This window comes from Alteromonas sp. HB246098, from assembly GCF_054890645.1.
Genome location: NZ_JBTZUG010000002.1, coordinates 241,216 through 267,285 on the forward strand (window position 1 = coordinate 241,216; position 26,070 = coordinate 267,285).

21 protein-coding genes are annotated in these 26,070 nt (G+C 41.6%); 13 read left to right on the forward strand and 8 right to left on the reverse strand.

From position 1 onward, the window contains the following. Window positions 1-10: 10 nt before the first annotated feature. Entirely contained in the window at window positions 11-2,923 is a 2,913-nt protein-coding gene (gene glnE, locus ACYTPF_RS06940; RefSeq protein ID WP_461851683.1) for a bifunctional [glutamate--ammonia ligase]-adenylyl-L-tyrosine phosphorylase/[glutamate--ammonia-ligase] adenylyltransferase, read from the reverse strand. 273 nt (window positions 2,924-3,196) lie between these two features. Here glnE and ACYTPF_RS06945 point away from each other — a divergent pair, with 273 nt between their 5' ends. Beyond that, on the forward strand, window positions 3,197-4,102 hold the full coding sequence (locus tag ACYTPF_RS06945; RefSeq protein ID WP_461851684.1) for a DUF350 domain-containing protein: 906 nt from the start codon (window positions 3,197-3,199) through the stop codon (window positions 4,100-4,102). Between the two features lie 99 nt (window positions 4,103-4,201). On the opposite strand, the gene ACYTPF_RS06950 is transcribed toward ACYTPF_RS06945, so the two are convergent. Further along, entirely contained in the window at window positions 4,202-4,549 is a 348-nt protein-coding gene (locus ACYTPF_RS06950; RefSeq protein ID WP_461851685.1) for a GIY-YIG nuclease family protein, read from the reverse strand. 31 nt (window positions 4,550-4,580) lie between these two features. On the opposite strand from ACYTPF_RS06950, the gene hldE reads away from it, so the two are divergent. Together hldE and ACYTPF_RS06960 are read left to right on the forward strand one after the other, a co-directional pair. Continuing rightward, window positions 4,581-6,011 carry a bifunctional D-glycero-beta-D-manno-heptose-7-phosphate kinase/D-glycero-beta-D-manno-heptose 1-phosphate adenylyltransferase HldE gene (gene hldE, locus ACYTPF_RS06955; RefSeq protein ID WP_461851686.1) on the forward strand — a complete coding sequence of 477 codons (1,431 nt, stop codon included), beginning with the start codon at window positions 4,581-4,583 and terminating at the stop codon, window positions 6,009-6,011. A gap of 150 nt (window positions 6,012-6,161) precedes the next feature. After that, the gene (locus tag ACYTPF_RS06960; RefSeq protein ID WP_461851687.1) at window positions 6,162-7,226 is read left to right on the forward strand and encodes an XrtA/PEP-CTERM system-associated ATPase; all 1,065 of its coding nucleotides are present in this window, start codon (window positions 6,162-6,164) and stop codon (window positions 7,224-7,226) included. 30 nt (window positions 7,227-7,256) lie between these two features. On the opposite strand, the gene ACYTPF_RS06965 is transcribed toward ACYTPF_RS06960, so the two are convergent. Genes ACYTPF_RS06965 through ACYTPF_RS06980 form a run of 4 tightly spaced genes read right to left on the reverse strand, consistent with a single transcriptional unit; the run spans window position 7,257 to window position 12,074 of the window. After that, complete coding sequence (locus tag ACYTPF_RS06965; RefSeq protein ID WP_461851688.1) at window positions 7,257-8,861, reverse strand: porin family protein; 1,605 nt, start codon at window positions 8,859-8,861, stop codon at window positions 7,257-7,259. 40 nt (window positions 8,862-8,901) lie between these two features. Continuing rightward, window positions 8,902-9,846, reverse strand: a complete 945-nt coding sequence (locus ACYTPF_RS06970) for an XrtA-associated tyrosine autokinase (protein WP_461851689.1) — start codon at window positions 9,844-9,846, stop codon at window positions 8,902-8,904. Continuing rightward, a complete protein-coding gene (locus tag ACYTPF_RS06975) occupies window positions 9,847-11,415 on the reverse strand; it encodes an XrtA system polysaccharide chain length determinant (RefSeq protein ID WP_461851690.1) in 1,569 nt (522 codons plus the stop codon). It abuts the gene before it with no gap. A 26-nt stretch (window positions 11,416-11,441) separates the two neighbouring features. Then, window positions 11,442-12,074: an XrtA/PEP-CTERM system exopolysaccharide export protein gene (locus ACYTPF_RS06980; RefSeq protein WP_461851691.1), complete on the reverse strand. Its 633-nt coding sequence runs from the start codon at window positions 12,072-12,074 to the stop codon at window positions 11,442-11,444. 151 nt (window positions 12,075-12,225) lie between these two features. On the opposite strand from ACYTPF_RS06980, the gene ACYTPF_RS06985 reads away from it, so the two are divergent. From ACYTPF_RS06985 to ACYTPF_RS07020, 8 genes are read left to right on the forward strand one after another with little or no spacing between them, the layout of a single operon-like run. Then, window positions 12,226-13,638: a TIGR03013 family XrtA/PEP-CTERM system glycosyltransferase gene (locus ACYTPF_RS06985; protein WP_179984111.1), complete on the forward strand. Its 1,413-nt coding sequence runs from the start codon at window positions 12,226-12,228 to the stop codon at window positions 13,636-13,638. Between the two features lie 30 nt (window positions 13,639-13,668). After that, window positions 13,669-15,033, forward strand: a complete 1,365-nt coding sequence (gene xrt / locus ACYTPF_RS06990; RefSeq protein ID WP_461851692.1) for an exosortase — start codon at window positions 13,669-13,671, stop codon at window positions 15,031-15,033. Beyond that, the gene (locus ACYTPF_RS06995; protein WP_461851693.1) at window positions 15,030-16,109 is read left to right on the forward strand and encodes a GNAT family N-acetyltransferase; all 1,080 of its coding nucleotides are present in this window, start codon (window positions 15,030-15,032) and stop codon (window positions 16,107-16,109) included. Before xrt ends, ACYTPF_RS06995 begins: the two co-directional genes overlap by 4 nt. Further along, entirely contained in the window at window positions 16,109-17,455 is a 1,347-nt protein-coding gene (locus tag ACYTPF_RS07000; RefSeq protein WP_461851694.1) for an O-antigen ligase family protein, read from the forward strand. The genes ACYTPF_RS06995 and ACYTPF_RS07000 overlap by 1 nt, the downstream gene beginning before the upstream one ends. Window positions 17,456-17,472: 17 nt before the next feature. Beyond that, window positions 17,473-18,393 carry a glycosyltransferase family 2 protein gene (locus tag ACYTPF_RS07005; RefSeq protein ID WP_461851695.1) on the forward strand — a complete coding sequence of 307 codons (921 nt, stop codon included), beginning with the start codon at window positions 17,473-17,475 and terminating at the stop codon, window positions 18,391-18,393. 1 nt (window position 18,394) lies between these two features. Continuing rightward, window positions 18,395-19,336 (forward strand): sulfotransferase family protein, encoded by a 942-nt coding sequence (locus tag ACYTPF_RS07010; RefSeq protein WP_461851696.1) that lies wholly within the window; start codon window positions 18,395-18,397, stop codon window positions 19,334-19,336. Continuing rightward, window positions 19,336-20,265, forward strand: a complete 930-nt coding sequence (locus ACYTPF_RS07015; RefSeq protein ID WP_461851697.1) for a glycosyltransferase family 2 protein — start codon at window positions 19,336-19,338, stop codon at window positions 20,263-20,265. The genes ACYTPF_RS07010 and ACYTPF_RS07015 overlap by 1 nt, the downstream gene beginning before the upstream one ends. 56 nt (window positions 20,266-20,321) lie before the next feature. Next, a complete protein-coding gene (locus ACYTPF_RS07020; protein WP_461851698.1) occupies window positions 20,322-21,905 on the forward strand; it encodes a hypothetical protein in 1,584 nt (527 codons plus the stop codon). Here the strand turns inward: ACYTPF_RS07020 and ACYTPF_RS07025 are convergent. After that, the gene (locus ACYTPF_RS07025; protein ID WP_461851699.1) at window positions 21,902-22,405 is read right to left on the reverse strand and encodes an acyltransferase; all 504 of its coding nucleotides are present in this window, start codon (window positions 22,403-22,405) and stop codon (window positions 21,902-21,904) included. The genes ACYTPF_RS07020 and ACYTPF_RS07025 overlap by 4 nt on opposite strands. Window positions 22,406-22,485: 80 nt before the next feature. After that, a complete protein-coding gene (locus ACYTPF_RS07030) occupies window positions 22,486-23,367 on the reverse strand; it encodes a sulfotransferase family protein (protein ID WP_461851700.1) in 882 nt (293 codons plus the stop codon). Window positions 23,368-23,575: 208 nt separating this feature from the next. Between ACYTPF_RS07030 and ACYTPF_RS07035 the strand changes: the two genes are divergently transcribed. Together ACYTPF_RS07035 and ACYTPF_RS07040 are read left to right on the forward strand one after the other, a co-directional pair. Continuing rightward, the gene (locus ACYTPF_RS07035; protein ID WP_461851701.1) at window positions 23,576-25,003 is read left to right on the forward strand and encodes a lipopolysaccharide biosynthesis protein; all 1,428 of its coding nucleotides are present in this window, start codon (window positions 23,576-23,578) and stop codon (window positions 25,001-25,003) included. Window positions 25,004-25,066: 63 nt separating this feature from the next. Continuing rightward, a complete protein-coding gene (locus tag ACYTPF_RS07040; RefSeq protein ID WP_461851702.1) occupies window positions 25,067-25,939 on the forward strand; it encodes a hypothetical protein in 873 nt (290 codons plus the stop codon). Window positions 25,940-26,070 lie beyond the last annotated feature (131 nt).

The window sequence follows — 26,070 nt, forward strand, 5'->3', positions numbered from 1 at the left end:
GTTTGCAGGCTCAGTCACTGAGCCTGCCAAATAATGTATCCCAGTGTTGCCTCACTTGCTCGCGTATAATATCTAACTCTTCACTTTGGTCAGCGTACTTGGTGTCTGCCAGAGTGAGGTGGTGATATTGCTCACGAAGCCGCAGGTACGCCTTTTGGAGTTTTTGTGCTGTTGGCGTATCAATAATGTTCGCGCTGGCTGCCACATCGAAAATTCTAAGGTTATCTGGGTACTCAGTCATTGCTTTCACAGTACAAGCGTGTGCTAATACAAGGTATTGCGCAATAAATTCAATGTCAGTAATACCGCCTTCACACTGTTTCAAATCTACTTTTTCATTATTTTTAGCCAGTAAGTGTTCCCGCATTTTTATCCGCATTTTGCAGACATCTTGTGACAGTGTTTGAAGGTCTCTAGATTGACTGAGAATTGAATGCCTTACCTGTGAAAATTCGTTCAATAGTGATGTGTCGCCGCAGATAGCTCTTGCTCTCACCAGCGCTTGGTGTTCCCATGTCCAAGCTTCCTCAACTTGATATTTTTCGAAACCGTTTATGTGACAGCACAATAGCCCTGCGTTACCAGAAGGGCGCAAACGCAAGTCAGTTTCGTACAGCTGACCAAACAGTGTTTTAGTATTGAGGAGGTGCATAATGCGTTGGGCCAACTTAATATAAAACTGTTGTGCCTCAATCGATTTTTTACCGTCTGTACTACTTGAACGGGGCGCATTGTGTATAAAAACTAAATCTAAATCAGACCCATACCCCAGCTCATAACCGCCTAATTTACCGTAGCCAATAACGGCAAAGCCTTTATCATTACCCTCAAGGTGCGAAGGAACGCCGAAGCGCTGTCGCATTTGCATCCATGCTGCATTAACGACGTGCTCTAAGATAACCTCTGCTAGAACGGTGAGTTTATCGCTAACGTTATTAATGGGTAGGGATTCACTGATGTCGCTGGCAGCAATACGAAGCTGTTGGCAAAGTTTGAACTGTCTAAGTCCATCCATCAACATTTCCACGTCGTCTTGCTCTATACGGAGCATGGTCTCGCGTAGCTCGGTCTGATATTCCTGCTTGCTGGTTTTGATGTCAGTATTCTGCTGCCCTAAATAGAGTGGGGTGAGTAGCTCATCTAATAAGAGTGGGAATCGTCTAATTTCCTGGGCTATCCAGTCGCTTCTTTCGCAAAGCCTTACCAACTGCTTAAGCACATCCGGGTTTTCAAGCAAAAGATCAAGATATGTTGTGCGACCGGTAATTGCTTCAATGACGCCTAATAATCGGCTCAACACCTGCGCTGTGTGATTGGGGTGCTGCTTAATTAATACGTATAAAATTTCTGGAAGAAGTTTATTAAGGGTATCTTCTCCCCTTTGACCTATGCGGTAGTTTCGTTGCTTGTCTTTAAAGGCGACGAGAATGGAGTATATTTGACTACTTTCTTTACCGGAAAGATTGTCACTAAACGTTTCAGTAAACTCATCTTCTTGCAGTGAAAGGCGCCAGGCGTCTTGGCAAGCAATGAAAAGCTGGTCTTCATCTGAATGTGTGTCATGGCATTCTTCAACTAATTCGTTGAAATGACCGTGTATGCGACTCATCACTTCGTCTAAATGAGTCAAAAAGTCGCTATAATCAGCAAAGCCCATAACATCAATCAGCGCATCTTGTTGCCACGGTTCGTCGGGCAATGTTTGAGTTTGACGGTCTTGGCTTTGTTGTAATGTATGTTCTACTTTTCTTAAGAACAAATAGTCTTGTTTAAGCTGCTTTGTTACTTCGCTTTCTACAATGTCTAATTCACTCAAAACGTCTAACGTGTGAAGTAAAGACTTACTTTGTAGCGCGGGTTCACGACCGCCATGGATAAGCTGAAAACTTTGGGCAAAAAACTCAACTTCTCGAATCCCGCCAGCACCCAGTTTAATATTGTTGCTCAAACGTCGCCTGCGAATTTCTGTAGCGATAAGCTTTTTCATATTGCGCAGCGCATCTAGCGTGGTGAAGTCTAAATAACGCCTAAACGTAAACGGGTGAAGAATGCCTTTTAGCCACGAAGCATTATCTGAATTATCATCATTAATGATCCGTGCTTTAACCATGGCAAAGCGTTCCCAGTGCCTGCCTTGGTCCTGATAGTAGTCCTCAAGCGCAGCGAAATGCATTACAAGGGGACCAGAATCCCCAAACGGACGTAAGCGCATATCCACACGGTAGACTTGCCCATCATTAGTAACTTTGTTCAGCGCTTGAATAAGCTTTTGGGCTAGCTTGGTAAAAAACTGCTGATGTTCTAGCGCTTTTTTGCCTCCGCTAGTTTCTCCTTTTTCTGGGTAAGCGAATATCAAGTCAATGTCTGACGAAAAGTTGAGTTCTCGCCCACCAAGTTTGCCCATACCAAGAATGTACATGTGCATATCTTGGTTGTTGCTCTTCGGAGTGCCATAGCGTTGAGCTAAGTTTTGGTAAATCCAATGGTAGGCGCTAGTTATCAGCGCATCCGCTAATGCAGAAACTTGAGCAAGTGAATCTTTAATATTCTGTTTGTTGAGCACATCTAAGAAGGTGATACGTGCCATTTCTTGATTGCGATATTCACGAAGCACTTTTAGTAATTCGTCTTCGCTCTTGAGCGCTTCGAGTTTTATCTTTAATTCAGTGCTGAAGTGACTAATAGTTGAGTCAAAATCGGTTAAATTAGACGAAGGCTCGACGATTCTGGAAGTAAACTCAGGCTTTTGTATCAGTGTGTTAGCTAGGAAAGCGGAGCGAGCAAAAGCGTTTAAAAGTGCTTCACGGTGTTTTTTTGCCATGACTCGATCGGTTTCGGTCAAGGCAGGTGAATCTAGCAACTGCTGCCATAATTTTTCGGCTTGCTCTAGGTTTGTCATGCTATTTTCGTTGTCTATTGGCATAATGCTCGCGTCTTAAGAGATAACATTTATGTAAAATAATGAATACTCTCATTTTTATTAAAAGTATTCATAGCCTGTTGAGGTTTACCGTGTTGGACAGCGACGGTGACTTCTTCGGGCATTTATTGAAATAAATCTGAACAAGTTCGCTGTCATCCTTGTAACCATTTAGCAAGGATGGATGCTGCTGCCTCAATTGTTATTACTACAACAATACTGATTGCAGAAGGGCACTCAGCAAGGAACTTCGTATGTTCAAGGAGCAAAGATAACGTGGAAGCCTTATTAAAACTAGTACCTCTAACGCAGGAACTATTGATTTACCTTGCCATGGATGTGGCAATAGCGTTGGTGCTACTCATGATTATGAAATGGCTGACTGGCGCATTTAGAAATTACTCGGTAACTGAAGAACTTGGTGTTAAAGATAACTTTGCGTTTGGCATAAGCATTGCCGGGGGTATGTTGTCTTTATGTATTGTATTGAGTTCAGTAGTGGGACGTCATATAGGCGTAGGCTACCAAGAAGCGGCCATTGGCATGGTGACTTTTGGTTTTGTGGGGATCATGTTAGTGAAGTTTGGGCGCTTTGCACACGATAAACTCGTACTTAACAAACTAGACACCCACACAATGATTTCCGAGCGTAGCGTTAGTGTGGCACTTGTTGATGCTGCAAGCTTAGTAGCCAGTGCAATAGTGCTACGCAATATTATGATATGGGTTGATGGCAGCGACATGAATGCGCTGATTGCCATTGTAACGGGTTTTACCGTAGTCCTGACCATGCTACTAGTGATGACGCGTATTTTAGAGTTCAGATACGCACGGGATAACCAAAATGACTCGTTTCAAGGGGCTCTAGAAAAAGGGCAGTTAGCGCTCGCTATCGAGCATAGTGGTAACCTGCTTGGTACAGCTATGATCGTTTCAGCAGCTAAGAACTTACTCATCTACAATGCATCAGGCTATGTGAGTAATGTAACGGGGTGGTTAATTGTGAGTGTAGGTTTGGCTATCGCACTTCATCTGCTGGTTCTAGTGAATAAAAAAATCATTCTTTTTGGTATGAACTTCCGCCGAGAAGTGGACCATCAGCACAATGTAGGTGTAGCGGCGTTAGGTTTTACGTTAAGCATCGGTAACGCCATGATCATCAATGGAGTTTTGGGAGGCTAGTTCAGCAATTTGAGAGCTTTGACAAAATAAGTAATTAAAATATTCCGCCTTTAGCGCTCCCGTTGAACGATAGTTGGCGACAAATCTGTCGCCATTCACTTAATCCTCAAACGCTGACTTAATACACGGCAAATCGTTGAGTTGCTTTTTTTGAATGATGCCGTTTTTTTGAGCGCGGTTCATTTGCTTAACCGCATATTCAAGCTTTGCCGCTTGCGCTTTGTCGGTAACTTCAAATACGGCTCTAAAAATTAATGGAGACTTACCTTTAAGCGCCTTTGCGCCCCCTTTTAGTATACCCCTATGCTGGGCAATACGACGTTTAGGGTCAGTAGTAATACCCGTGTAAATTTGCCCGAGCTTGTTCTCGACCATATAAAGATACCAAAGTGGATTTGCTTTTGGTTGGTGGGTATTGCCTGTCTTGGCTGTTATACTCTGTGCCAATGTACTCAATGTCTAAAAAGTTACTCTCAGCATGATATTACCAGATTTTAGTAAAGCAAAAGTGCTTATTGTTGGCGACCTTATGTTAGACCGTTATTGGAGCGGTGGTACAGGTCGTATATCGCCGGAAGCTCCCGTGCCAGTAGTGAACGTTAAAAACTCCGAAGATAGAGCGGGTGGCGCAGCCAACGTTGCGGTAAATGTAGCAACGTTAGGCGCAGAGGTAACCCTGCTTGGCATGTGCGGTAAAGACGAAAACGCCAACATATTAAAAGAGCGATTAGAAACTCACGACATTCGCTGTGAGTTCTTTGAAGTGGATGGCTTTGATACCATTACAAAGCTTCGTGTAATGAGCAGAAATCAGCAGCTTCTACGCTTAGATTTTGAGAAGAGTTTTGAGGAGACAGACAAATCAGTATTGGAATTAGCTTTCGAAAAGGCGCTAGACAATGCTGACGTTGTTATTCTAAGCGACTACGCAAAAGGTTGTTTAAGCAACCCACAAGCATTAATTGAAAAAGCGCGAAGTAAGAACAAGCGTGTGATTGTTGATCCTAAAGGAAGTAATTTTGAAAAGTATGCGGGAGCGACGTTGATCACCCCTAATATGGATGAACTTCGAAGTGTCGTGGGCGAAATTGAAAGTGAACAAGCACTGGTTAGTAAAGCTTCTGAACTAAAAGAAAAGCTAGGGTTAAATGCACTTCTTGTAACGCGTTCAGAAGATGGTATGACATTGTTTGATGGAGATAACAACGAGTTCCATCTACCCGCAAAAGCAAAGGAAGTTTATGACGTAACTGGGGCAGGGGATACGGTTGTCTCAACACTCGCTGTTGCTATGGCCTGTAACTTGCCACTTCAAGCCGCCTGTGTACTTGCTAATTTAGCCGCAAGCGTTGTGGTTGGAAAACTGGGTACATCTACCGTGTCGAATACTGAACTTGCGCTGGCCTTGGGCGAGCAATCGGTGCATTTAGATGGCGGAGTGATGAATGAAGACCAGCTAGAAATTGCGCTTCAAGCAGCTAAAGCCCGCGGCGAACGTATAGTCATGACCAACGGCTGTTTTGATATATTGCACTCTGGTCATGTTGCTTACCTTGAAGAAGCTGCACAGCTTGGTGACCGCTTAATTGTTGCAGTTAACACTGATGCGTCTGTGGCCAAATTAAAAGGTCCAGGTCGCCCTGTGAATAACGTTAGCAGGCGTATGGCTGTACTAGCAGGCTTAAGCGCAGTCGATTGGGTTGTACCCTTTGAAGAGGATACGCCTCAGCGAGTTATCGCCCGATTACTACCTGATGTATTAGTAAAAGGCGGCGACTACAAGATTGAAGACATTGCAGGTGGCACTGACGTTTTAGAAAATGGCGGTGAGGTTAAAGTGTTAACGTTTGAAGATGGGGTATCAACTACAGGTATCATCGAACGCATTACTGAAAACAAACTGCGATAACCTAGTCGCTGACACGATAATACTTCGATAACGGCGCGTTGTTGGTTACCATGTAGATTACAAGCATAAGTAAAGCATAACGCGCTATTCTTAACCAACTTTAAGCCTTGGTTTTGAACACACATTTCTAATGGAATAACGGCAAATAGCATGTACGAAAGTTACTATGGACTTAACTCGAAACCGTTTCAGTTAACCCCAGACCCAGAATTTTTCTTCGCAAGTAAGTGGCATAAGCGCGCCATGTCTTACCTGCAGTATGGCCTTTCTCAAGCCGAGGGATTTATTGTTATTACTGGTGGAATTGGAACAGGTAAAACCACTGTTGCAAATAGCCTGCTTGAAGAAATTGAAGATGATATTGCCGCTGCGCAAATAGTTACGCCAAAGCTGTCGCCAGACGAGCTAGTAAAAATGGTCGCGTCTAAATTTGATATTCCTACTGAGGGACGTTCAAAAGCGGATATTTTAAAAGCTCTTGAAATTTTCTTGTACGACTTAAACAAAGCCGGCCGACGTGCTCTGTTACTTGTAGATGAAGCACAAAACCTTCCGTTAGAAACCATCGAAGAGCTAAGAATGCTGAGCAACTTTCAGCTAAACGGCAAGCCGCTTATTCAAAGCTTTTTGCTTGGTCAAGAAGAGCTACAGCCTATCCTACGTGCGCCGAATATGGAGCAGTTTAGGCAGCGTATTGTGGCGTCGTGCCATCTAGCACCACTTTCCTTAGAAGAGTGCAAAGAATATATCGAATACCGTTTGCACCATGCCGGATGGAATGGTTCAGCACTATTTAGCGACGAAGCGTTAGAACGCATTCATATGTTCTCTCGTGGCATACCTCGCAAAATTAACACCCTTATGGATAGGATAATGCTTTATGGCTTTCTTGAAGAGCTTGAGAGCTTTGACGCTAATGCGGTAAACGAAGTTATTGAAGAAGTAAAAGCCGAAATGTTCGAGCCGGATAAAACAGGCGCGGAAGTTACCGAACATATGGGATTTGCTGACCATCCCGAAAGCCAGACTATTATGACGCCGAAAGGGAATGTTGTTCGCGACACCAAATATTACTTGGATATGTTAGCCGAATTGGTTGATGCTTTGGATGACGCAATTTCACAGAAAGTGAAAATGACTCAGTATGTAGATAAGCTTATGAAGAAAAAGTTTAAAACCTACGTACGGCTTAAGAGTGATGATAAGAAAGAGTGATATTACAAGCGCCAACCAAGGCGCTTGTTATTATTGATACTTATATATAACAGATAATGAAATGCGTCGGTCTGAATAATTATTTCCGAAAAGGCCGACTCCGGTTGCAATGTCACCCGATTGTTCAACGTATGTAAAATCGATTGCTGTAGTTAGGTATCTGCCAACTTCACGTTGAATAGCAATATTTCCCCGCCAATTATCAGTGCCCCCATCTAAGTCATCTTGATCTGAACGTTGTGTGATATTGGCATAAGTAATCTCTGTACTTATATTTGTATAACTTCCAAGTTCGTAAACTAAGGTAGTACCAAGGGAATAGGTTCGGCGAAGCCGCTCTAAATCCAGGTAATCATCTTCTGCATAACGCGATGTGAGTGCAATTGTTAATCGTGAAAAATCGTACCCGGCTTGGAAGTTGGTGCTTTTTCGAACAATGATGTTGTCATCAAACTCTATTACCTGTGATGTTAACTGCACTAGTTGTTCACTAGCATCAGGCTGGTAGGTTAAGCTACTTGGCTGAAAGCAGTCAGCAATTGATACAGTGGTAGCTGGGCAGACGAATACGCCTAGATTTTGAGGGTTAGCCAAAAGCCTAGAAGTATTTGTAACATCCTCACTATAGCTTAATGTCGTGCGTAGGTATTTAGAATTATAGCTAGCGTCAAACGAAGCTGCCTCGCCGTAAAATCGTCTTCCATATGAGCCAGATAAGTTAGTGCGAGGGCTTAGCGCCCACTTAAAGTCTAATCCAATAAAAGTTTCATCATCGTCTTCATCTAAGTCAGAGTCGCTACTATTGGCTGTAACCGCTATGTATCTATCTTCACTTTGTCGGTAAAAAAGACCCATTCCATAAGAATTGAATTTTCGAGTACTACTAGAAGTATCATCTCGGTCGGAAACCTGGTTAGCCTCATGTGCTGCAGTGAGTCTTATCCCAAAGCTTTTTACTACAGCAATATCTATAAAACCGTCGCCGCTTCGCGTAATAAATTCGTCGCTGTTATTTTGCGCGCGGTCGGTATTGATGTACGCACCGTCAAGCTGCCACAAAACTCGTTGTATGCTGTCGCCGTTAGATATTCCGCCAAATAACTCAAACGTGTTGTTATCTAAAGCCTGACCGCTATTTAATGTGGAACGTTCAGATGCAACGTCAGCATAGGCAATACCGCCCTGAGCTTGAACCCAGTTGCCGCGATCAAAGTTGGCTAACGCTGAAATACGGTTTGAACGAGTTTTTGAAAGTGAATCGGAATTATTAAGAAAGTCTGAAACTAAATAATTGTTTGCGTTCGTATTTTGATAGCTCAGAGCCCCTTGCCCTTCAATTTGTAAAAAGCTATCGAACGGTTGCCATACTAAACTGTAAGTATATTCTTCAAAAGTATCTGTGCGACTATTATCAACTTTATCTCGTTCTAAATGGGTAAGCGAACCTGACCAAAAACCTCTGAACGTTCTCGTATCTAGGCTCGCATTTATAGACGGAGTAACTTGTAGAGTGTCTAATGAAAGCTGCCCTTCAGCCTCAGATTCAACATCTTGAAAGATGTATTCAGCTTCCGCTTTTCCAGTTATTTTTAGTTCTGCAAACGCGTTGAGTGAGTACAAAAGGGAGGTGCCCATTAAGACCCCCCATAAAATCCCTTGCTGCCGCGTGTGTATTTTAATTCTCTCGCTCGGCATAATAATATCCATAATATCCACTTCCATCAGTATCGTGGTGTATTGATTTATTAACAACGAACCCGATGGCCATCTCGGGATTTAACCGTTCTACCGACATCTTGATATCATTTATCTTAGTCTTCCCTTCCTCAACCACCACGACCGCTTGGCCAGCAAAGTTCGCGAGAATAGCACTTTCATTAATGCCGATAAGAGGGGGGGTATCAAATATAACAATTCGGTCGGGATATCGATTAGCAAACTCGTCTACAGTCTCATGCATTTTCTGACTTGCCAGCATTTCGGTGGACAAGTGATGTGATTTACCTGCAGGAATAATCTTAAGCTTATCAATATTTGTAGGATAAAGTACCTCAGAAATATCTTCTACGTCGCCTGACAAGTATTCCATAAGTCCTTTACGGCGCTCCAAGCCCAATGTGTTTAGTACATTGGGCTTTAGTACATCAGCGTCGACCAACAAAACAGTTTTGTCTTGTTCTGCTGCGATACTGAGCGCTAGATTCGTCGCAGTGAAGGTCTTACCTTCAGAAGGACGGCTACTGGTCACCATTATAATGTTCGGATTGTTTAAGGTTTTTGCCAAAGCACCGAAGGCATTTGCGATAAGCTTACGCTTTATTTCGCGATATTCTTCGTTGATTTGTTTACGTTCACCTAATACCGATATATGACCTTTATCGCTTAGCTCTTTCAGCTTAAGAGTGAACGGAGAAAGTTCGGTCCTAGCGCCTGCCTTTGCCGAATTTCCACCATACTGAGAGCCCGTTGCGTTATCAGAGAGCTCTTTAGGTGTAATTTGCTCCTTGGGCTCCCCTGTATTTTGAACCTGATGACCTGACGACTCAGTCATGCTTTTCTTATTTGCCGCTTCTCTTTCAGCTTTCTGTCGCTGCAGAGCTTTTTCAATAGTGTTTTTCATTTAAAAGAACCTCTCTGCAATATTTATATTCATTATTTCAGCAGCAATAAGCACGCTGTAAATCATAACGATTGCACCCGAGGAAGCGAGAAAAACTAATAGCCTTCGGTTGTTGGTTTTATTTATCCGCTCAAATTCTAAGTGACTAACCGTTCCCCAAATGGGGTAGTCAGAAAGCCTGAGAAGTTGTTTAGGCCTGATAAGTACAGGGGTCAACTGGCTTATAATAAAGGCCAGTCCAATACCTGCCCCAAAACCAACGAATAATACTGCTGTGTAAAGTATTATTCTGTGGGGGCCGGAGGGCTTATTGGCTACAAGGGGCGGCTCAATAATGCGAAATTGAAGTTCTTCGGCAGATACTTCAGCTCTCCGAGATAAGTCCGCTGCCTCGCGCCGACCTAATAATTCCTCGTATTTTTTCTTCAAAATATCATAGTCACGATTAAGCGCTGAAGACTCAGCTTCAATTTGAGGTATGAGGTCAACCTTTGACTCTAATTCTGAAATTTTAGTCTTTAAATCGGACTCTTTGACATTTAATGCCGCGATTTCACTTTGCAGGCGGCTCATTTCAAGTCGTATTTCCTGAGTCAACTCATTCATCGGACCTTGAAGGTCGCCCTCTGCAGAGGCTAAAAATGCATCTACTTCTTTTTTCCTTGATGCTTCCAAACTTTCAAGTAACAGCTTAGTTTCGATGACATCTGGATGCTTATCAGTAAACCGTAATTTCAAGCGATCCAAATCTTCTTCTAAGTTTTTGATGCGGTCATCATAGCGCGTTTTTAATACGCTATCCTCTTGATTAGTTACTCCTAAATTCGCAGACGCAGCTTGGCTTTTTATCTGCGACTTCAATGAGTCAACTTGTTTATTAGTCTGTCTGATTGAAAGTTTGGTGGCTTCTAATTCTGCATTAAGTGTTTGTAAGCGCGAATAATAGGTGCCTGACAGCGGTAGGATGTTGTTGTATTGTCTCTTGAAATTTGCTAGACGCTGTTCTGATTCAGATAAGCGAGTCTCATACTCAGCAATTTGCTCCTCTAGAAACCTTCCCGCAGTGTCGGTGTCCCTTCGATTATTTCCTAAAGACCCTTCCACGAACAAATCAAGTGTTTCTTGAACGACTCGCTGAGCGGTAACCGCATTAGTGTGTTCATAACTTATGTTGTAAATATTGTCGCGACCTGCAGATTTTAGTTGAATCTCGTAAGCTAATTGAGTTACCAGCTCTTCGAATTCATTAACAGTGTTCGTTGTTATATCGAGATCACTTTCTCTGGCTATTGTTTCAACGTTAGAGCGGCTGAGAAGGGTTTTTGCCATCATCCGTACTTCAGAATCAGGATCGCTTTGTATCGCAAGTCCCTTTAATAGAGGCTGTAGAACTGAACGAGTATCTACATACACTTGCGCTTTCGAAGTGTACTGGTCTGGAAGATTAGCTACAAGTAGAAACCCTAACGGGCAAATAAGCCATGACGCTACTATGACGTAACGTTTCTTAACCCATACTCCTTTTACCAGATCTAAAAACTGGAGTAAGGTTTGTTGTAAATCTTGCATTAAATTGTTCCGTTAACTGCTTAGAACTAAAACCATGCTTCCGGGATGATAACTATATCGCCCGGTAAAATATCGACGTTTTTAGAGATGTCGCCGCTGCGAATAAGGTCATCTATATCTAAGGCAAATGTTGTTTGCTTCCCATCAACTACGCGAACCAGTTTTGCTCCGTTACCGTGCGCAAACTCGGTCAGACCTCCAACAGCTATCATAAGATCTAACAAAGTCATGTGCTCGGTATAGTTAACCGCGCTTGGATTAGTAGCTTCACCGATTACACGGACTTGTTCGCTGAGAGGACCAGAAAATCTGTTAACACTAACGGTAACGCGAGGACTATTTATATACGTAGATAGTTGCTCTTCAATCTCTCGGGCTAACATAGAAGGTGTTTTACCTGCTACATCAATATCTTCAACTAATGATGTAGTTACTTTTCCATCGGGACGAACAACGAATTGTCCAGAAACTTCAGGGTTTCTCCATACGAAAATTGTTAAAGTGTCACCTGGACCTATCAAGTATTGATACTGGTCAACATCGGTAGTAAGAGAGGCGCGGGTCGTAGCTTGAGGGAGTGTCGAGTTACTCGAGCATCCAATTAATACAGTGCCTAGTGCTACTGTTGCTACAAAACGAAACGACTTAAAGCGGTACATAAGAGATCATCCTACACTCATATGGTTAATTTTTGGCGTGCTTTTTTGTTTACCCTACGGGAATTGACACTATAATGCCAACAACAATTCTAGTCTATTAGAATAAATCCATTTATGATGGAGATTATAAAGTAGTTTTGGGAGGCCAGGGGTGGCAGTAAATAAGCGAAATCAAAATAAACGCTCCAATATTTTAGTTATAACGGAAGCATTACTAATCGCGTACATTGGGTATATTACCCACTTTATATTGACGCAAGTTGGGCTATCTTCAGAAGTTCCTGTCGAAAAATTGTTGGTTAATACTGGGTTGCTGACAGTATCTATCCTGCTGTGTTCCCTGTCTGTCGGCCTTTATGAGGCAAAACTTCGCGAGACATTTAGAGGAATAATACGTCGAATCTTTGTCAGCGTAGGATTAAGTTATTTCTTAGTCGAAGTTGTCAGTCGTGTTTTGTTTGACCACTTGCTGATGGATAGCTATTTCCTACCCGCTTCAGTGTGCGCGATCATTATAACACTCGTTGTATTCAGATATTTCACAAACCGTTTGGGATTACTCGGTCTTGGTAAAGTTAGGATCATAGTGCTAGGAGCGGGTGAACGTGCATCTATTATAGAAAAAAGAATGCGCCGTGACGTCGACCGTATTGGATTTGAATTGGTCGGTTTTATACCAATACCAGGCGATAATCGAGAAGACGGTATACACAAAGAAAAAATTATTCATGTCAAAGTTGATGAAAATTTCCAGCAGTTCATCGCGGACAACGACATCGAAGAAATAGTTATAGCATGCGACCAGCGGCGTGGTACTTTGCCCGTTGAAGTATTATTCGATTGCAGACTTCGAGGAATAGAGGTTACTGAGCTCCTTGACTTCATGGAACGTGAAACCGGGCAGATAGTAGTTAACCTTATGTATCCGAGCTGGGTGATTTACTCTAATGGCTTTAAGAGCCAAAACTACTTACGCGATGCTCTAGATTACACCGTAAATGCTATCTTAGCCTTTATAATCCTCTTTTTCGTATGGCCTATAATGCTGGCCACCGCTATTATTATTTATCTCGATGATGGTAGACGAACTGGTGTTTCGGTTCTCTACAAACAGGAACGAGTAGGTTTGAATGGACAGCTTTTTAAAATACTTAAATTTAGAAGTATGCGTCCTGACGCTGAAAAAGATGGCGCTAAGTGGGCGAGTAAAAACGACGACAGAGTTACGAGAATAGGTCACTTCATTCGTAAATATCGTGTGGATGAATTACCTCAACTGCTCAACGTTTTTAAAGGTGAAATGTCATTTATAGGGCCGCGTCCAGAGCGCCCTCAATTCGTCGAACAGCTTGTCAGAGAAGTTCCTTATTACAACCAACGACACAATGTGAAGCCAGGCTTAGCAGGATGGGCTCAGCTTAACTACCCTTATGGTGCAAGCGTCGAAGATTCTATGGAGAAACTTAAATTCGACTTGTACTATGTAAAGCATCAAAGTTTACTTTTAGATATTCTTATTCTTATCAGGACGGTTGAAGTAGTTTTGTTTGGAAAGGGAAGATAGCGGTAGTCGAGCTTGCAGGGAGAAGTCGCAATGGATTTGAAGGTTCACAAGTTTTTTTTGGTTTTATTGTCTATCACCGTGCTGTGGTGTTTAGCCAACTATCCAATAATGGTATCGCTTTGGGAATATAGTTTCGATGATGGGACTTACTCTCACGCTTATCTTGTTCCTTTTATCATCGTTTACCTTTTCTATATACTTGAACAAGAAAAACGAGTGATCTTCCGCGAGCGACTTAGCTTGCCTTGGCTTGGCCTTTTAGCGATATCAGGCATGGGACTAGTGCTTACTACTTGGTCGCAGATAAGCTTGCTTTATTGGGCTGCATCGTTAGCGACTTTGATCTCACTTGCTTTTTGCATTTTTAGATTCAACGTTTCAACTTTATTTCCCTTTGCCTTTCTTGTTTTCATTTTTCCCTTTTGGGGAGCATTAGCAATCCCGTTACAAAGCTTATCGGTCTATGTCGTTACCGCGCTAATGGGGTTAACCAATATTCCTGTTTATGTAGAGAACGAGTTTGTTACTATTCCGGCAGGAATCTTTGAAATAGCAGAAGGTTGTAGCGGATTAAGGTATGTGATCGTTTCTGCAGCAATCAGTAGCTTGTATGTTTTTTTGTATTTAAAAACGTTACGCTCTGCATTGATATTCACCTCTGTTGCTTTAGCTGGTGCGCTCGTAACGAATTGGCTAAGGATAGTTGCGCTTATTGTGATAGGCCATGAAACCGAAATGCAAAGTAGTTTGATGACGGATCATAATAACTTTGGTTGGTACATATACATTCCTGTCGCTATTTTCCAATTTTATATAGGTAGAAAACTTGAAGATAGGGAGCATGTGGCAGGAAAGAGTGGAATAACCAGTAAACGCGAATTAAATTCGCCTTTATCGCGCAGTGCGCTGTTCACCGCATGTGGGCTTAGTTTAGTGCTATCCTCTAGCGTTGCCTTGATGGTTGCAAAAGGTGTGCCGAATGAGGATTGTTCGGCGGCGACCCTAACCATAGAGCCCAGAATATATAACTATGCGAGAGTTTGCAGTGCGACAATAGAAGATATTGAACTCGTAAATTTTGAGTTCGACGGTGAGCACTTAGATGATAAAGCATCTTATTATCTGAATAGCCCTATGCCCGAAGGGTTTCACACTGTTCGAAATCTTGATACTGACAAATGGAATGCTCGGGAAATCAGTGACCAAAAAACGAAGCGTTTTTTGATTGCTTATCGATATGGCACATCATCCGGTTTTTACAAGTCGCTATTTAGTCTAAAGAAATCCCGACTTAAAAATGCGCTATCCGGCGATATGTCATCAAGTATTCAATGGATAATAGTACCTTGCGATTCTAGTTGTAACCTGAGTAATATCGAAAGAGCGCTGCAGTGAAAAGTGTGATAAGCACACGAATAATAAATAATATTCATGAAATGAAAGCCATTCGCTCCTCTTGGATAGAGTTGGAGCGCAACGCCCAGTTTAAAAGCGCATTTAATAGCTTTGATTGGGTATCGACATGGGCTGAATTTTACAGAGAACATATCGAAAAGCTGCTCATTTTTACTAGTTGGGATGCTGAAGCTCTTGTTTGCGTATTACCACTTTATATAAGTAAAAGTAATTTAAAAACCGCTTGCTTTATAGGTAGCTATGAACCAACAGACATTGAGACCTGCAGTGAAGCACAGGACTTTCTGATACGCTCTTCAGCAGTTGATCTGAGTGAACCTATGTCGGTCATTCAATCGATAATGAGAAAAGAAAGATTAACTTCCATTCGGTTAAGTAATGTGAGCCCGAATGCATTGATATTGAGTGCAGTGCAAAGAGGTGATGTTCCCACAACATTTAGTCCTGTTAGAATGCGCTATCTTGTCGATATTCCTGATGGCGCAGAAAAGCTTATACGAAAAACGAAAAGGCTTCAGAATGCTGCGCTTCGGGCAGGGATGCGTATTTGCCAAGTAACAACTGAAGACGACCTTGAGCGAGTATTTGATGCTCTAATCACCCTTAATAGAAAAAGGTGGTTAAGTAGAGGTTATAAAGCGATATTCGATGCTCATGTTTTTCGAGAATTTCACCGTAATATTGCTCGTAAGCTATTGAGTACGGGTAACTTGTCTATGCTGTATTTGGAGCAAGGAAGTGAAGTTATCGCAGTAAATTATGGCATACGCTCAAACAATACCGTTATTTTTTACCAAAGTGGTTTCGACGAAGACAAAAAGCCTAACGTATCTCCCGGTAAGTTGTTGCATAGCGCACAGGCCCAAAAGGCTAGAGAACAGTTGCTTTCTCATTATGACTTTATGTCTTCATCATTTAATGAGACCTATAAACAGAGTTTAGCATCGAGTTCCGAGCCTGTTTATGAAGTAGAAATACATAAACATAAGCTTACCTGGGTGTTAGCTAAATTTAAGGTTATTGCCAGAAACATAAAAAGGCGCTTAGTTTTCTAATGGTTGGAGTTACCCAGAAAAATGCGTCGTTTGGCGCAAGTTCATCTACATCTGACGCTAAGTTCGGCTTTTTCTTACTTTGTGTCTATACCGCGTTAGTTCTTATAAGACCACACGAGTGGCCCGTACTCAATGTACAATTTCCACTGCTTAGAATAGTCCTAATAATTACCTTTTTTACTTATTTAGTTTCATTGAGGCCAAAGGCATGGAACGTTCAATGCACTATTTTGATATTGATGTTCTTTTCAATGTTTCTTTCAGAAGTCAGAGCGTCACGTTATTTTAATGACCTTGGATATGTTATCGACTGGATCAATGCGAATATTATCCCCTTCATTCTCTTCTTAGGCTTTCTCACATCCTTCGGCCGACAAAAAGTCATTCTATTTATTTCTCTAGTTGCTTGCGTGATTATGTCTCAGCACGCCTACGTGCAGATATCTTCGCCCTTTGGAGAAGGTTGGGCTGAAACCGTTATTTACCGGAATGACGGGCCAACTCAAATGGCACAAGCACGTTACATTGGGGTCTTCAATGATCCTAATGATATGGGCATGTTCTTAGTTATGAACATACCCATCGCAATTTTCTTCATGGTAAATTCTCAGCGTTTTCTCATGAAAATTATGTGGCTGGCAGTCGCAGGAATATTAATGATGGGGATTTACTGGACAGGGAGTCGAGGTTCGCTAGTGGGGGTAATGGCTGTTCTATTTTCATTTTTCTATCTTAGGTTCGGTCGCGTAAAATCTTTGGTGCTAGCAAGTCTTTCAGTACCAGGCGTAATTATCGTTATGAGTTCATTCAGAACAATAAGCAAAGACGATGAAAGCGCCATGCAACGTCTGACGGCATGGTATGAGGGCATTCAAATGTTGCTCCACAGGCCACTGTTTGGATTTGGAAAGGAACGTTTTCTGGAATATCACTACAAAGTTGCCCACAACTCATTTGTCACTGTGATGGCTGAATTGGGAGTCGTAGGCTACATGTTGTGGATGACTTTTATTCTTCTGTGCATGGTCATGTTACTTAGAGTCATAAATCTTAAGAAAACGGAACACGCCAAAGATCCTAAACTGTCCCGTGAAATATCGCTCGCTATATTTTTACAAGTTTCACTTATTGGGTTTTGTAGTACGGCTTTCTTTATAAGTAGAAGTTACGTAATCTTTTTTTACATCTTTGCAGCTATGACTTCTGCGTGTTTTATCCGCGTATCAAGGCAATACCCCGATTTAAATCTATCGCTTACTTCAAAAACCATTGTCCAAACTTTTGCCCTTAGTTTAATGAGCTTGATAGGTTTATATCTAATAATAATATTTTTGATGAGGCTTTAGCCCTTAAGGAGTAAGAAGTGAGCAGCGTAAAAGCAAGTGTAATCGTGGCTGTCTACAATGGCGCAAAGACACTTACCAAAACAATTGAAAGTATATTGTCTCAAACCTACGATAATTTTGAACTGCTCCTTATTGATGATGGGTCTACTGATAAGTCTCATGAACTTATTAAGAAATATCTTGACGACCATCGCGTTAAATACTTTAAAAAGCAAAATGGTGGCGTAGCGTCTGCTCGAAATTTCGGTATTGCACGAGCAACTGGCGAAGTCATTGGCTTTTGCGACCAAGATGATCAATGGCTTCCCCAAAAGCTTGAAAAACAAATTCCACTTTTCAGCGACCCCGATGTAGGGTTGGTTTATAGCTGGGTGGAGATTGATAAGCACGGCAAACGAGAATGCTCATCCCCTGAGTTTGAAGGGGAGTGTTTTGAAGCGCTCTTGAATAGAAATTTTGTCTCTTGTTGTACTGCTATGGTCCGAAGGACAGTGTTAAATCAGGTGAATGGGTTGGATGAAAGCCGTGAACTGCACGGTGTAGACGATAGGCACCTTTGGCTCAAGGTAGCAAGGATATCAAAACTTGCCGTTGCTAAAACTCCATTAGCAATTTACTTTATTCATGGGGAAAACTATTCTTTAGATAATAAAAAGATGTTAATCGCTGACCTCTCCTGTATTGAAAAGATAGGATCTATAGAAGACCTAACTCCACGAGAAAAGTCACTCTGTAAAACCGCTAAATACAATGCTTACAAGCATTACGCTAATAATTTTTTATATAGAAATTCACCACAATTATCGGCAAGCTGCTTCTTATCTGCTTGGAAAGTAAAGCCTTGGCATTTAGAAAGCCTAGTTGCAGCGTCATTATTATCGGTGATGCCTTCTAACCTACTAATTAAATTGAAACAAACCAAAAATCGAGTCCAATAGAATGCAAAATAAAGCACTTATCGTTATAGGTATGCACAGAAGCGGAACATCCGCGCTTTCTGGTTTACTTGATGAACTGGGTATTTTTATGGGCAAAACTTTATTCGCAGCACAGAAAGGGGTAAATGAAAAAGGCTTCTTTGAAAATGCGGAATTGGTAGCGCTTAACGATCTCATGTTAGATGAATTAGCATCTTCTTGGGATAATCCTATAGCGGACATTTGCGATTATTCTATCGGCAAGGAGTCTTTCTTTATAGAAAAAGCTCACTCTTTGCTTAAGGACGATTACGATAATCAAGCTTTTTGGGGAATGAAAGATCCCAGAACTACCTTGTTGCTTCCTTTTTGGAAAAAGGTGCTTGAAGAAAACGAAAAGGTATTACCTCATTATATATTGATGCTGAGATCTCCTTTCGAGGTATTCGGTTCACTCAAAAAGCGAGATGATTTTTCTTTGGAAAAGTCCCTAATGTTGTGGATGAATTACACTTTGAGTGGGTACTATCACTCAATGCATGCACCTCGATTGATTGTTCATTACGACAAGCTCCTATCATCTCCGGAATCCGTGGCCAAAAACATTGCTGCATTAATCGATAAACCTTTTGATAACGCTGCATCACCGTTGTCTTTCGTAGATAAAAAGATGCGAAATCAACGCACTGAGCCTACTTTAGAAACTCCGCTTGCTGTGATGGCGCAGTCACTTTATGAACAGCTATCGAAGGATAAATTAGATGAAGCAGAAATAGATAAAATTAGAAATGATTACTTGAGTTATCAATCTAGTCTATCCAGCGTATTAAAAGAACACTTATTAGCAGTAAAAAAGGAAGAAGTGTTTTATAGGAAATTATTCGTCGATGCATACAATTCGTTTTGGTGGAAATGCAGTTGGCCAATTAAGAAAGTAGAAGAGTTGATTAGAGGGAAAAAGTGATGAGACACGTCGTTGTGGGGGTTATAACTTGTAGAAGGCCTGAATGGCTGTCTCGACTCCTCGATAGTCTACTCAAACAAAAAGTGCGAGAGGAAACAAAAATCACAATTGCCGTCGTTGATAATGCAAATGACGACAAAACCCGAAAAGTGGTTGAATCAAAAAAAGTTTCAAATGCATCAATTAACCTTCTTTACGATATCGAGCCTGAGCCGGGGATAGTGTTTGCAAGAAATAAATGCGTTTCCCTATGTCAGTCATTAGATGCTGACTTTTTAGCGTTTATAGATGACGACGAGTGGTTAGAGCAAGATAATTGGATTAACACGTTGCTCGAAGCATCTGAGCGATATAACTGCGATATTGTGACCAGTCGGGTTGTTTCAGTTGGAGAGAGTGGCACCCCTGATTGGGCTGTTAACCTCATTTACGGAAAAAATCCTTACAGTGAAGGCGAGCAAGTACCAGTGTTTTATACCAATAACTTACTGCTTTCAAAAAACGTTCTCGAAGCTACAGTTCCCTGTTTTGATAAGCGTTTTGCCATGACGGGAGCCAGTGATTATCACTTTGCATTAAGGTGTAATCACCTTGGGTTTCGTTGCGTTTATACAGAGGCTCCTGTACACGAAGAGTTTCCTAAGAGCCGAGCAACGATTAAGTGGTTTTGCAGAAGGGGGTTTCGTTCCGGCATAGGATATACGCGATCTCACCTTTTTGAAGAAACGTATGTCAAAGCGCTAGTTCGTGTTACCTTCATGACCGTGGTCAGATTGGGGCGAAGCCTTTTGAGTTTCGTACAGGGCATCGTTACACTGAACAAAACAAAGTTAGTAGACGGCCTGTTTAGATTTTGTTCTGCGGCTGGTTCTGTTGCTGGCTTCTTCGGTATCAAACATGAAGAATATAAAGTTATTCATGGTAAATAATTCAGCTCTGTTATTTTAGGATAACGAAATAGCGGTTAAAATTTACGAGGCTCTTTATGCAACGTTTTTACACTACAATACTCTTTTTCTTAGCGCTATTAAGCGCTCATTGCACCATAGCCTCAGAAAGTGACTGTATAGAAAAAAATGTTTCAGTGTACCAATGGGGGGTAAGACACTATGCAGCGATGCCAGCATCACTATCGGTTCCACCAGGTGATACACTAGATGCCTGCATTAAACTCATAGGTATTGGCACTAAACCTCTTGAAATAACGCCTAAGCATTACGATTTATCTGTCAACGGTGGTCCTTTTATAACAGACAAGACGTTACAAATATTCGATAATGATATGCTGCGTATAAAGCTTGTAGCACCCGCAAAACCCAATGACCACAAGGTAACTCGTCTTGAGTTTTTTGAAACTGATAAAACTATGCGACGAGACGTTTTACGAATTGCCTGGCAAGTTCAAACTGATAGCAGTAATACACTCCCTACCACGTGGTATGTAGGTTCAGACAAACGCTTTACTCAAGTATCTCAAGTTCTTCCGAAAGTACGCGGTGGTGATACAATCGTACTAAATAAATCTGAAACTTTTGAGCCATTTGAAATTAAATTTGTTTCTGGAAGTAAAAAATATCCAATTACCCTGACTTCGAATGCAGAAAGCGCAAATGAGCGTCCGATCATAAGTGGTGGGGTGCCCCGTTTTGGCTGGGCCGTTGGTTTACGTTCATCTCATTTCTGGGTAATTGAAAACATTGTAATTAAAGATGCTGCAGTATGTTTCCGAAATGAGTCTCACAGTACGGTTTTAAGGCAAGTACTGATAAAAGGGTGCCATATCGGAGTGATGGGAACGGACTATAATGCTGGCAGTTTGACGGTTACTCACTCGGAGATTACTCAAAGCGGTGGGAGAGAAGCGGGTAAAAAGTGGGGGCACCCTATTTATGTGGCGAGCGACCCCCATACTTTTCCTAAAGCACAGCTAGTTTTAGCACATAATTTTATACACGATAATCAAGGAAACAACGTAAAGTCCAGATACGAAAAAAGCCTCATCCATAATAACTGGATAGAAGCTGGCAGCGATAATCAGGCCCGTTATGTACTTGAGTTAATTGGTTATGATGGGCACTACGACTTTACGGGGCAAGAATACGTTGTGCAAAATAATTTCCTTATTCACAATCAATACGGCTTGGGAAGCAGAGTTGGCGGCGACGGTAAGGGACCATCCAGAGGAAGCGTATCGTTTAAAAATAATTTATTTATAATTGGTTCGGGCTTCTCTTTTCCGCTTATTAGAACTTTTCAGGGTCTTGATGAATTAAACGTACTAAATAATTCTGTAGCGTATACAGGAGAGGTAGCACCTATCACTCTAGTGCAGGATGAGTTGAACAGTACGGACTGGGTACACGGTAAGGCTAAAATTTCTGTTATTGGTAATACAATTAATCAATCTGTTACTCTGCTAACTACGCTAGAGCGCAGCAGCAAAGCCGATCAAAGTTTAGTTGAAATAGAGCAAAACCGTAATATCGAGCCTTTACAATTATCAAAAGATATTCTCAATTCAAATCGTCCCAACCCCGAAGAATATGTTGGTGACATTGGGTTGAACTAGACAACGTAACCTACGCCTTTCTCCATGTCATTATTCATAGACGCTTTAAGGTGAGAAGGAATATTATTTTCCACGGTATATTCAGAACCGAAAATGGGAGAGTTTTCCATTTCCGCACGCCTTTTTTCAATATACGCATCATAAGAGCAAATGTGGCGAGCGGGCACGCCTCCGAAAACGCTATTCGACGGCACGTCGGAGCTTACAACACTGCCAGCACCAATAATGACCCTATCACCTATCGTAACACCTGGTAATACGATATTTCCTGCCCCGATAAATACCTTATTTCCAATGGATACCTTTGCTAAGCGTGTATACCCTAATTCGTGTTTTGTACTGGCGTCATGAGCGAGAATATGAACATTTGGAGCCAAGGTTACATTATCGCCTATGGTAATGTGCCAAGCGTGATCCGGGTCAATAATTATACCGCGCAACATATTAAAATACTTATCAATTTTATCGCTATCTTGAATTGCTAAGTTAACAGAGTGCATTGGCTGTAATTTTTACAAAAAACCTTGATCTTTGGCTTCCTCTACGTTTACTTGATTTAAGTAAGTACGCATCTCAGTACTTAATTTCTATCAGTAAAATTCGATGTACTAGACCTATTTTTCCAACGTTGACTGAATAGGAAACAGTCAGCAAATTCACTTTGCAATTTACAAAAGTCTTCCTCGAAAAGCATGTTTAATTGATCGTAAGTTTTCTCATCTAATGAGGGTACAGGCTTTGTAGCAGAGTTCTTAATATTGGCGACAACTTGGCCTGGCAAAACTCTTTTTAGAAACTTAGTGACTCTTTGTATATGCGTGGGATTAACATGTTTTAACACGCTAGCAGCTCCCCGCCACTGGTAAGATTTATTTTTAGTTTTTTCTGTTTCACCGTGCTGCATTTTAACAGGGGGAAGTGAGAGAAAAGTGAGCAATTGTTGAAACACGTCATCAGTATTCTTCACAAAATCTTCAAAGAACATAACTCGAATCTGCGTTTTAGGAAATACTTCCGCTATTGCGCTTAGTTGCTGATAGTAACACGAGCCATTAAAATGAGGTGAGGTGGGGGATGAAATCGCCTCCAAAGGCTTACCTCTCTCTACGCCGTTTCTAATATAGTGCCAATACGACGACCAAGCACGTTTTGCAGGATCTCTTACTAAATAAATAATCTTAGCAGATGGATCAACACTAAAGAGTCGATTAGCAATGTCTACAGTATCCGATGTTTCGGTATACGATGTAGACGCATCAATTCTAACCGAGGATATACTATCAAATAATAAATCGTATTGTTGCAGGGTACTTTCGTTTACTTCTTGATTTGCGAAAGTATCAGGCTCTTTTCCTTTAGCGAGCGACACATCGGGGTGTAAATCAAGAAGATCCGCAAGTTTTGTAGTTCCCGACTTTGCAGCCCCAACAAGATACGTATACCTTGCCTTTCCATTTTGCATTTAAAAAGTCTCACTCATTATAAATTGATGTACTCATATGCATCAATATGAAAGAATAATCGCGATATCATACAGTTGTATCTGGCTAAGTGAAATAAGGTTGAAGCATCTTCGTGTAATTTTTATTTGTTACTTTGAATGTCATGACTCAAGAATGAGTTCGTTCATCTAGTTTGAGCTAAACGTATTTTTCAACCGAGAAGGTGCAATGAGAGAAACCGTACTTCACTCCCTAAAATGGGTCGCTTTTGGTAAAGCTATAGGTCAATCTGTAAGATGGCTAACGACGATTTTCACGTTACGCTTTTTGTATCCTGAAGATTACGCTGTAATGGCGTTATCTAGCTTCTTTTTAGCATTGCTTTGGTCCTTCAGTAATGGTGGTATTGCCTCTGCGCTAATACGAACAAAGAAAATTGATGATAAGTTGGTAGGCGAGTTCTTCACGCTTTCTATTATCGCGCACTCTCTCTTTTTTCTCCTACTGCAATCGATAGCTGAACCGCTCGCTCAAGCATATAACGACCCCCGTTTAGCCGACGTTATCAGAGTTACCTCGTGCACATTTTTAATCTCACTTATAGGCTTTGTTCCTAGCACTATTTTGAATAGAGATATGCAGTTCAAAAAGCTCGCTATTGTTGATGCTTTATCAGAATCTGTTGGGGCATTGACTACGGTATTTTTAGCTTGGAAAGGCTGGGGATATTGGTCGCTTGTTATCGGGGTTTTGGTATCAGAATTCGTTAAGCAAACTGGCTATGCTTTGCGCAACCCAAAATGGATTTGGCCTTCAAGGTTTACGCAAAAAATCAAAGAAATAGTAAGCTTTGCATGGAAATCAGCCACGCAAGCGGCTATTGGCTATACCGTTTTCAATGTTGATGTGGCAATAGCTGGACTCTTTCTCACTACGGCCGAACTCGGTTTCTATCAGTTCGCTGTTGTCCTTGCGATGATGCCGGCGGCGAAAGTGTTACCGATGTTGCGTCAAGTCGCTCTACCAGTCTACTCAAAAATACAAAACGATCTAAGTTCGCTGGAGCGCTATTTCTTGAAGACCCAGCGTATTAGTGCGCTTATTTTCGTTCCTATATTTTGGGGGATAGGTGCTGTCGCCTCAACGCTTGTCCCTGTTGTATTTGGCGAGAAGTGGGAGCCTGCAGCTATTCTGATAGCAGTTTACTGCATTACCATGCCATTAAAGTGTCTCGAGCAACTCTTTGGGCCTTTGCTTAAAGCAATTAATCGTGTGGATGTCACGCTGTCGAATACTCTTATTTACGCGATTATACTTATTCCTAGCTTTTTCATTGGTGCACATTCCGGTGCTCTAGGGCTTGCATCATCTTGGTTTATAGCATTTTTAGTCAGTTTTCTACTTGCGACAAAAAGAGCGTGTAGCGCTATTGATATAAGTTTCAACAATTATCTAAGAGAAATTTCGTACCCCCATGTGGTAGGTGCCGCGATGGCCGGTAGTTGCTTGACTATCGGTTACATGTTTTCAGATATGCCCCCCATTTTATTATTGGTAATCCAGGTTATTACCGGCGCTGCGATTTACATTGGGTTACTTTACATCTTCTCAAAACAATACATTTTCGAAGCTTTAGATCTTGTAAGACGAAGATAAGATGCTGCCCCGATATTCTGGGATGACGGCAATAATTTTCACCAACGGGTAGGAGTGATAGTTGTGAAAAGCGCAATTCTATGTGTTTATTATGTCCCTATGGATATGGAGTGGGTGTTTGACCTTCAGTTAGCGCAAATCAGAAAATGCAGTGAAGACTATAAAATCTATGCTGCATTCATTAAAGGTTCACAAAGAGTTCTCAGCGTGTTGGAACAGTCGAGTGATATCACACTTTGTGAGGTCAGTGCAGAGAATGACCACCCCAGTAAACAGCACAGCATGGCACTAACGCAGCTAATGAACTACGCCATTAATGATGGTGTCGAGGCAATTTACACGCTAGACGTAGACAGCTTTCCCATCTCTAAGAATTGGATGGAGAAGATGTACAATTCTGCCGCTCAAAACAATGGTGTATGCGCTGTGCACCGTCTTGAGAACGGGGACAAGTTTTTACCCCATCCCAGCGGCTGTGTTGTGCTCGCTGACTTTGTAAAAAATAATCCTTTTGAATTTTATCCAGAAAACATCGAAACAACGGGTAAGACGTTTATTGATGGGACAGGGCAAAGGCCCGATAGTGGTATAGGGCTTGGTCACGTTTTATGGAAGGGAAATAAAACGTGGGCGCAGCTAGCGCGTTCAAACGAGCGAGATTTACACTACATAATGGCTGGAATATACGGTAATGTCGTATTTCACCTAGGTGCAGGTTCAAGAAGTCCATTGTTTGCTAAGGAAGTGAACGATTCAACCGGATTGAAAGCACTAAGGGGGTTAGAGAAACTGCCGGTTTTGTGGCGGCTCTACGCTCTTTTCAAGAGACGAACCGAAGCATCTTTAATAGAAAAGAATACAAGAATAGTGACGGAAATAGAATTACAATTAAAAAAAGATCCCGAGCAATTTTTCGCCTATTTAAACTCGAAGTAGCGTGTAAATAGAATAGGTCAGCTTAGATCATTTTTTCTGTAGCTTAAAACTTTATAAAGTAAATTGCTAACGGCATTCTACTTTTTCTCAGTAAACGATGAGAGCACATAGCAGATTGAAAGCGTTATCAG

Coding starts and splice junctions, on each gene's coding strand:
- glnE (WP_461851683.1), bottom strand. CDS start 2,923: ATGCCAATAGACAACGAAAATAGCATGACAAACCTAGAGCAAGCCGAA.
- hldE (WP_461851686.1), top strand. CDS start 4,581: ATGATATTACCAGATTTTAGTAAAGCAAAAGTGCTTATTGTTGGCGAC.
- ACYTPF_RS06960 (WP_461851687.1), top strand. CDS start 6,162: ATGTACGAAAGTTACTATGGACTTAACTCGAAACCGTTTCAGTTAACC.
- ACYTPF_RS06965 (WP_461851688.1), bottom strand. CDS start 8,861: ATGGGCACCTCCCTTTTGTACTCACTCAACGCGTTTGCAGAACTAAAA.
- ACYTPF_RS06970 (WP_461851689.1), bottom strand. CDS start 9,846: ATGAAAAACACTATTGAAAAAGCTCTGCAGCGACAGAAAGCTGAAAGA.
- ACYTPF_RS06975 (WP_461851690.1), bottom strand. CDS start 11,415: ATGCAAGATTTACAACAAACCTTACTCCAGTTTTTAGATCTGGTAAAA.
- ACYTPF_RS06980 (WP_461851691.1), bottom strand. CDS start 12,074: ATGTACCGCTTTAAGTCGTTTCGTTTTGTAGCAACAGTAGCACTAGGC.
- xrt (WP_461851692.1), top strand. CDS start 13,669: ATGGATTTGAAGGTTCACAAGTTTTTTTTGGTTTTATTGTCTATCACC.
- ACYTPF_RS07000 (WP_461851694.1), top strand. CDS start 16,109: ATGGTTGGAGTTACCCAGAAAAATGCGTCGTTTGGCGCAAGTTCATCT.
- ACYTPF_RS07010 (WP_461851696.1), top strand. CDS start 18,395: ATGCAAAATAAAGCACTTATCGTTATAGGTATGCACAGAAGCGGAACA.
- ACYTPF_RS07015 (WP_461851697.1), top strand. CDS start 19,336: ATGAGACACGTCGTTGTGGGGGTTATAACTTGTAGAAGGCCTGAATGG.
- ACYTPF_RS07020 (WP_461851698.1), top strand. CDS start 20,322: ATGCAACGTTTTTACACTACAATACTCTTTTTCTTAGCGCTATTAAGC.
- ACYTPF_RS07025 (WP_461851699.1), bottom strand. CDS start 22,405: ATGCACTCTGTTAACTTAGCAATTCAAGATAGCGATAAAATTGATAAG.
- ACYTPF_RS07030 (WP_461851700.1), bottom strand. CDS start 23,367: ATGCAAAATGGAAAGGCAAGGTATACGTATCTTGTTGGGGCTGCAAAG.
- ACYTPF_RS07035 (WP_461851701.1), top strand. CDS start 23,576: ATGAGAGAAACCGTACTTCACTCCCTAAAATGGGTCGCTTTTGGTAAA.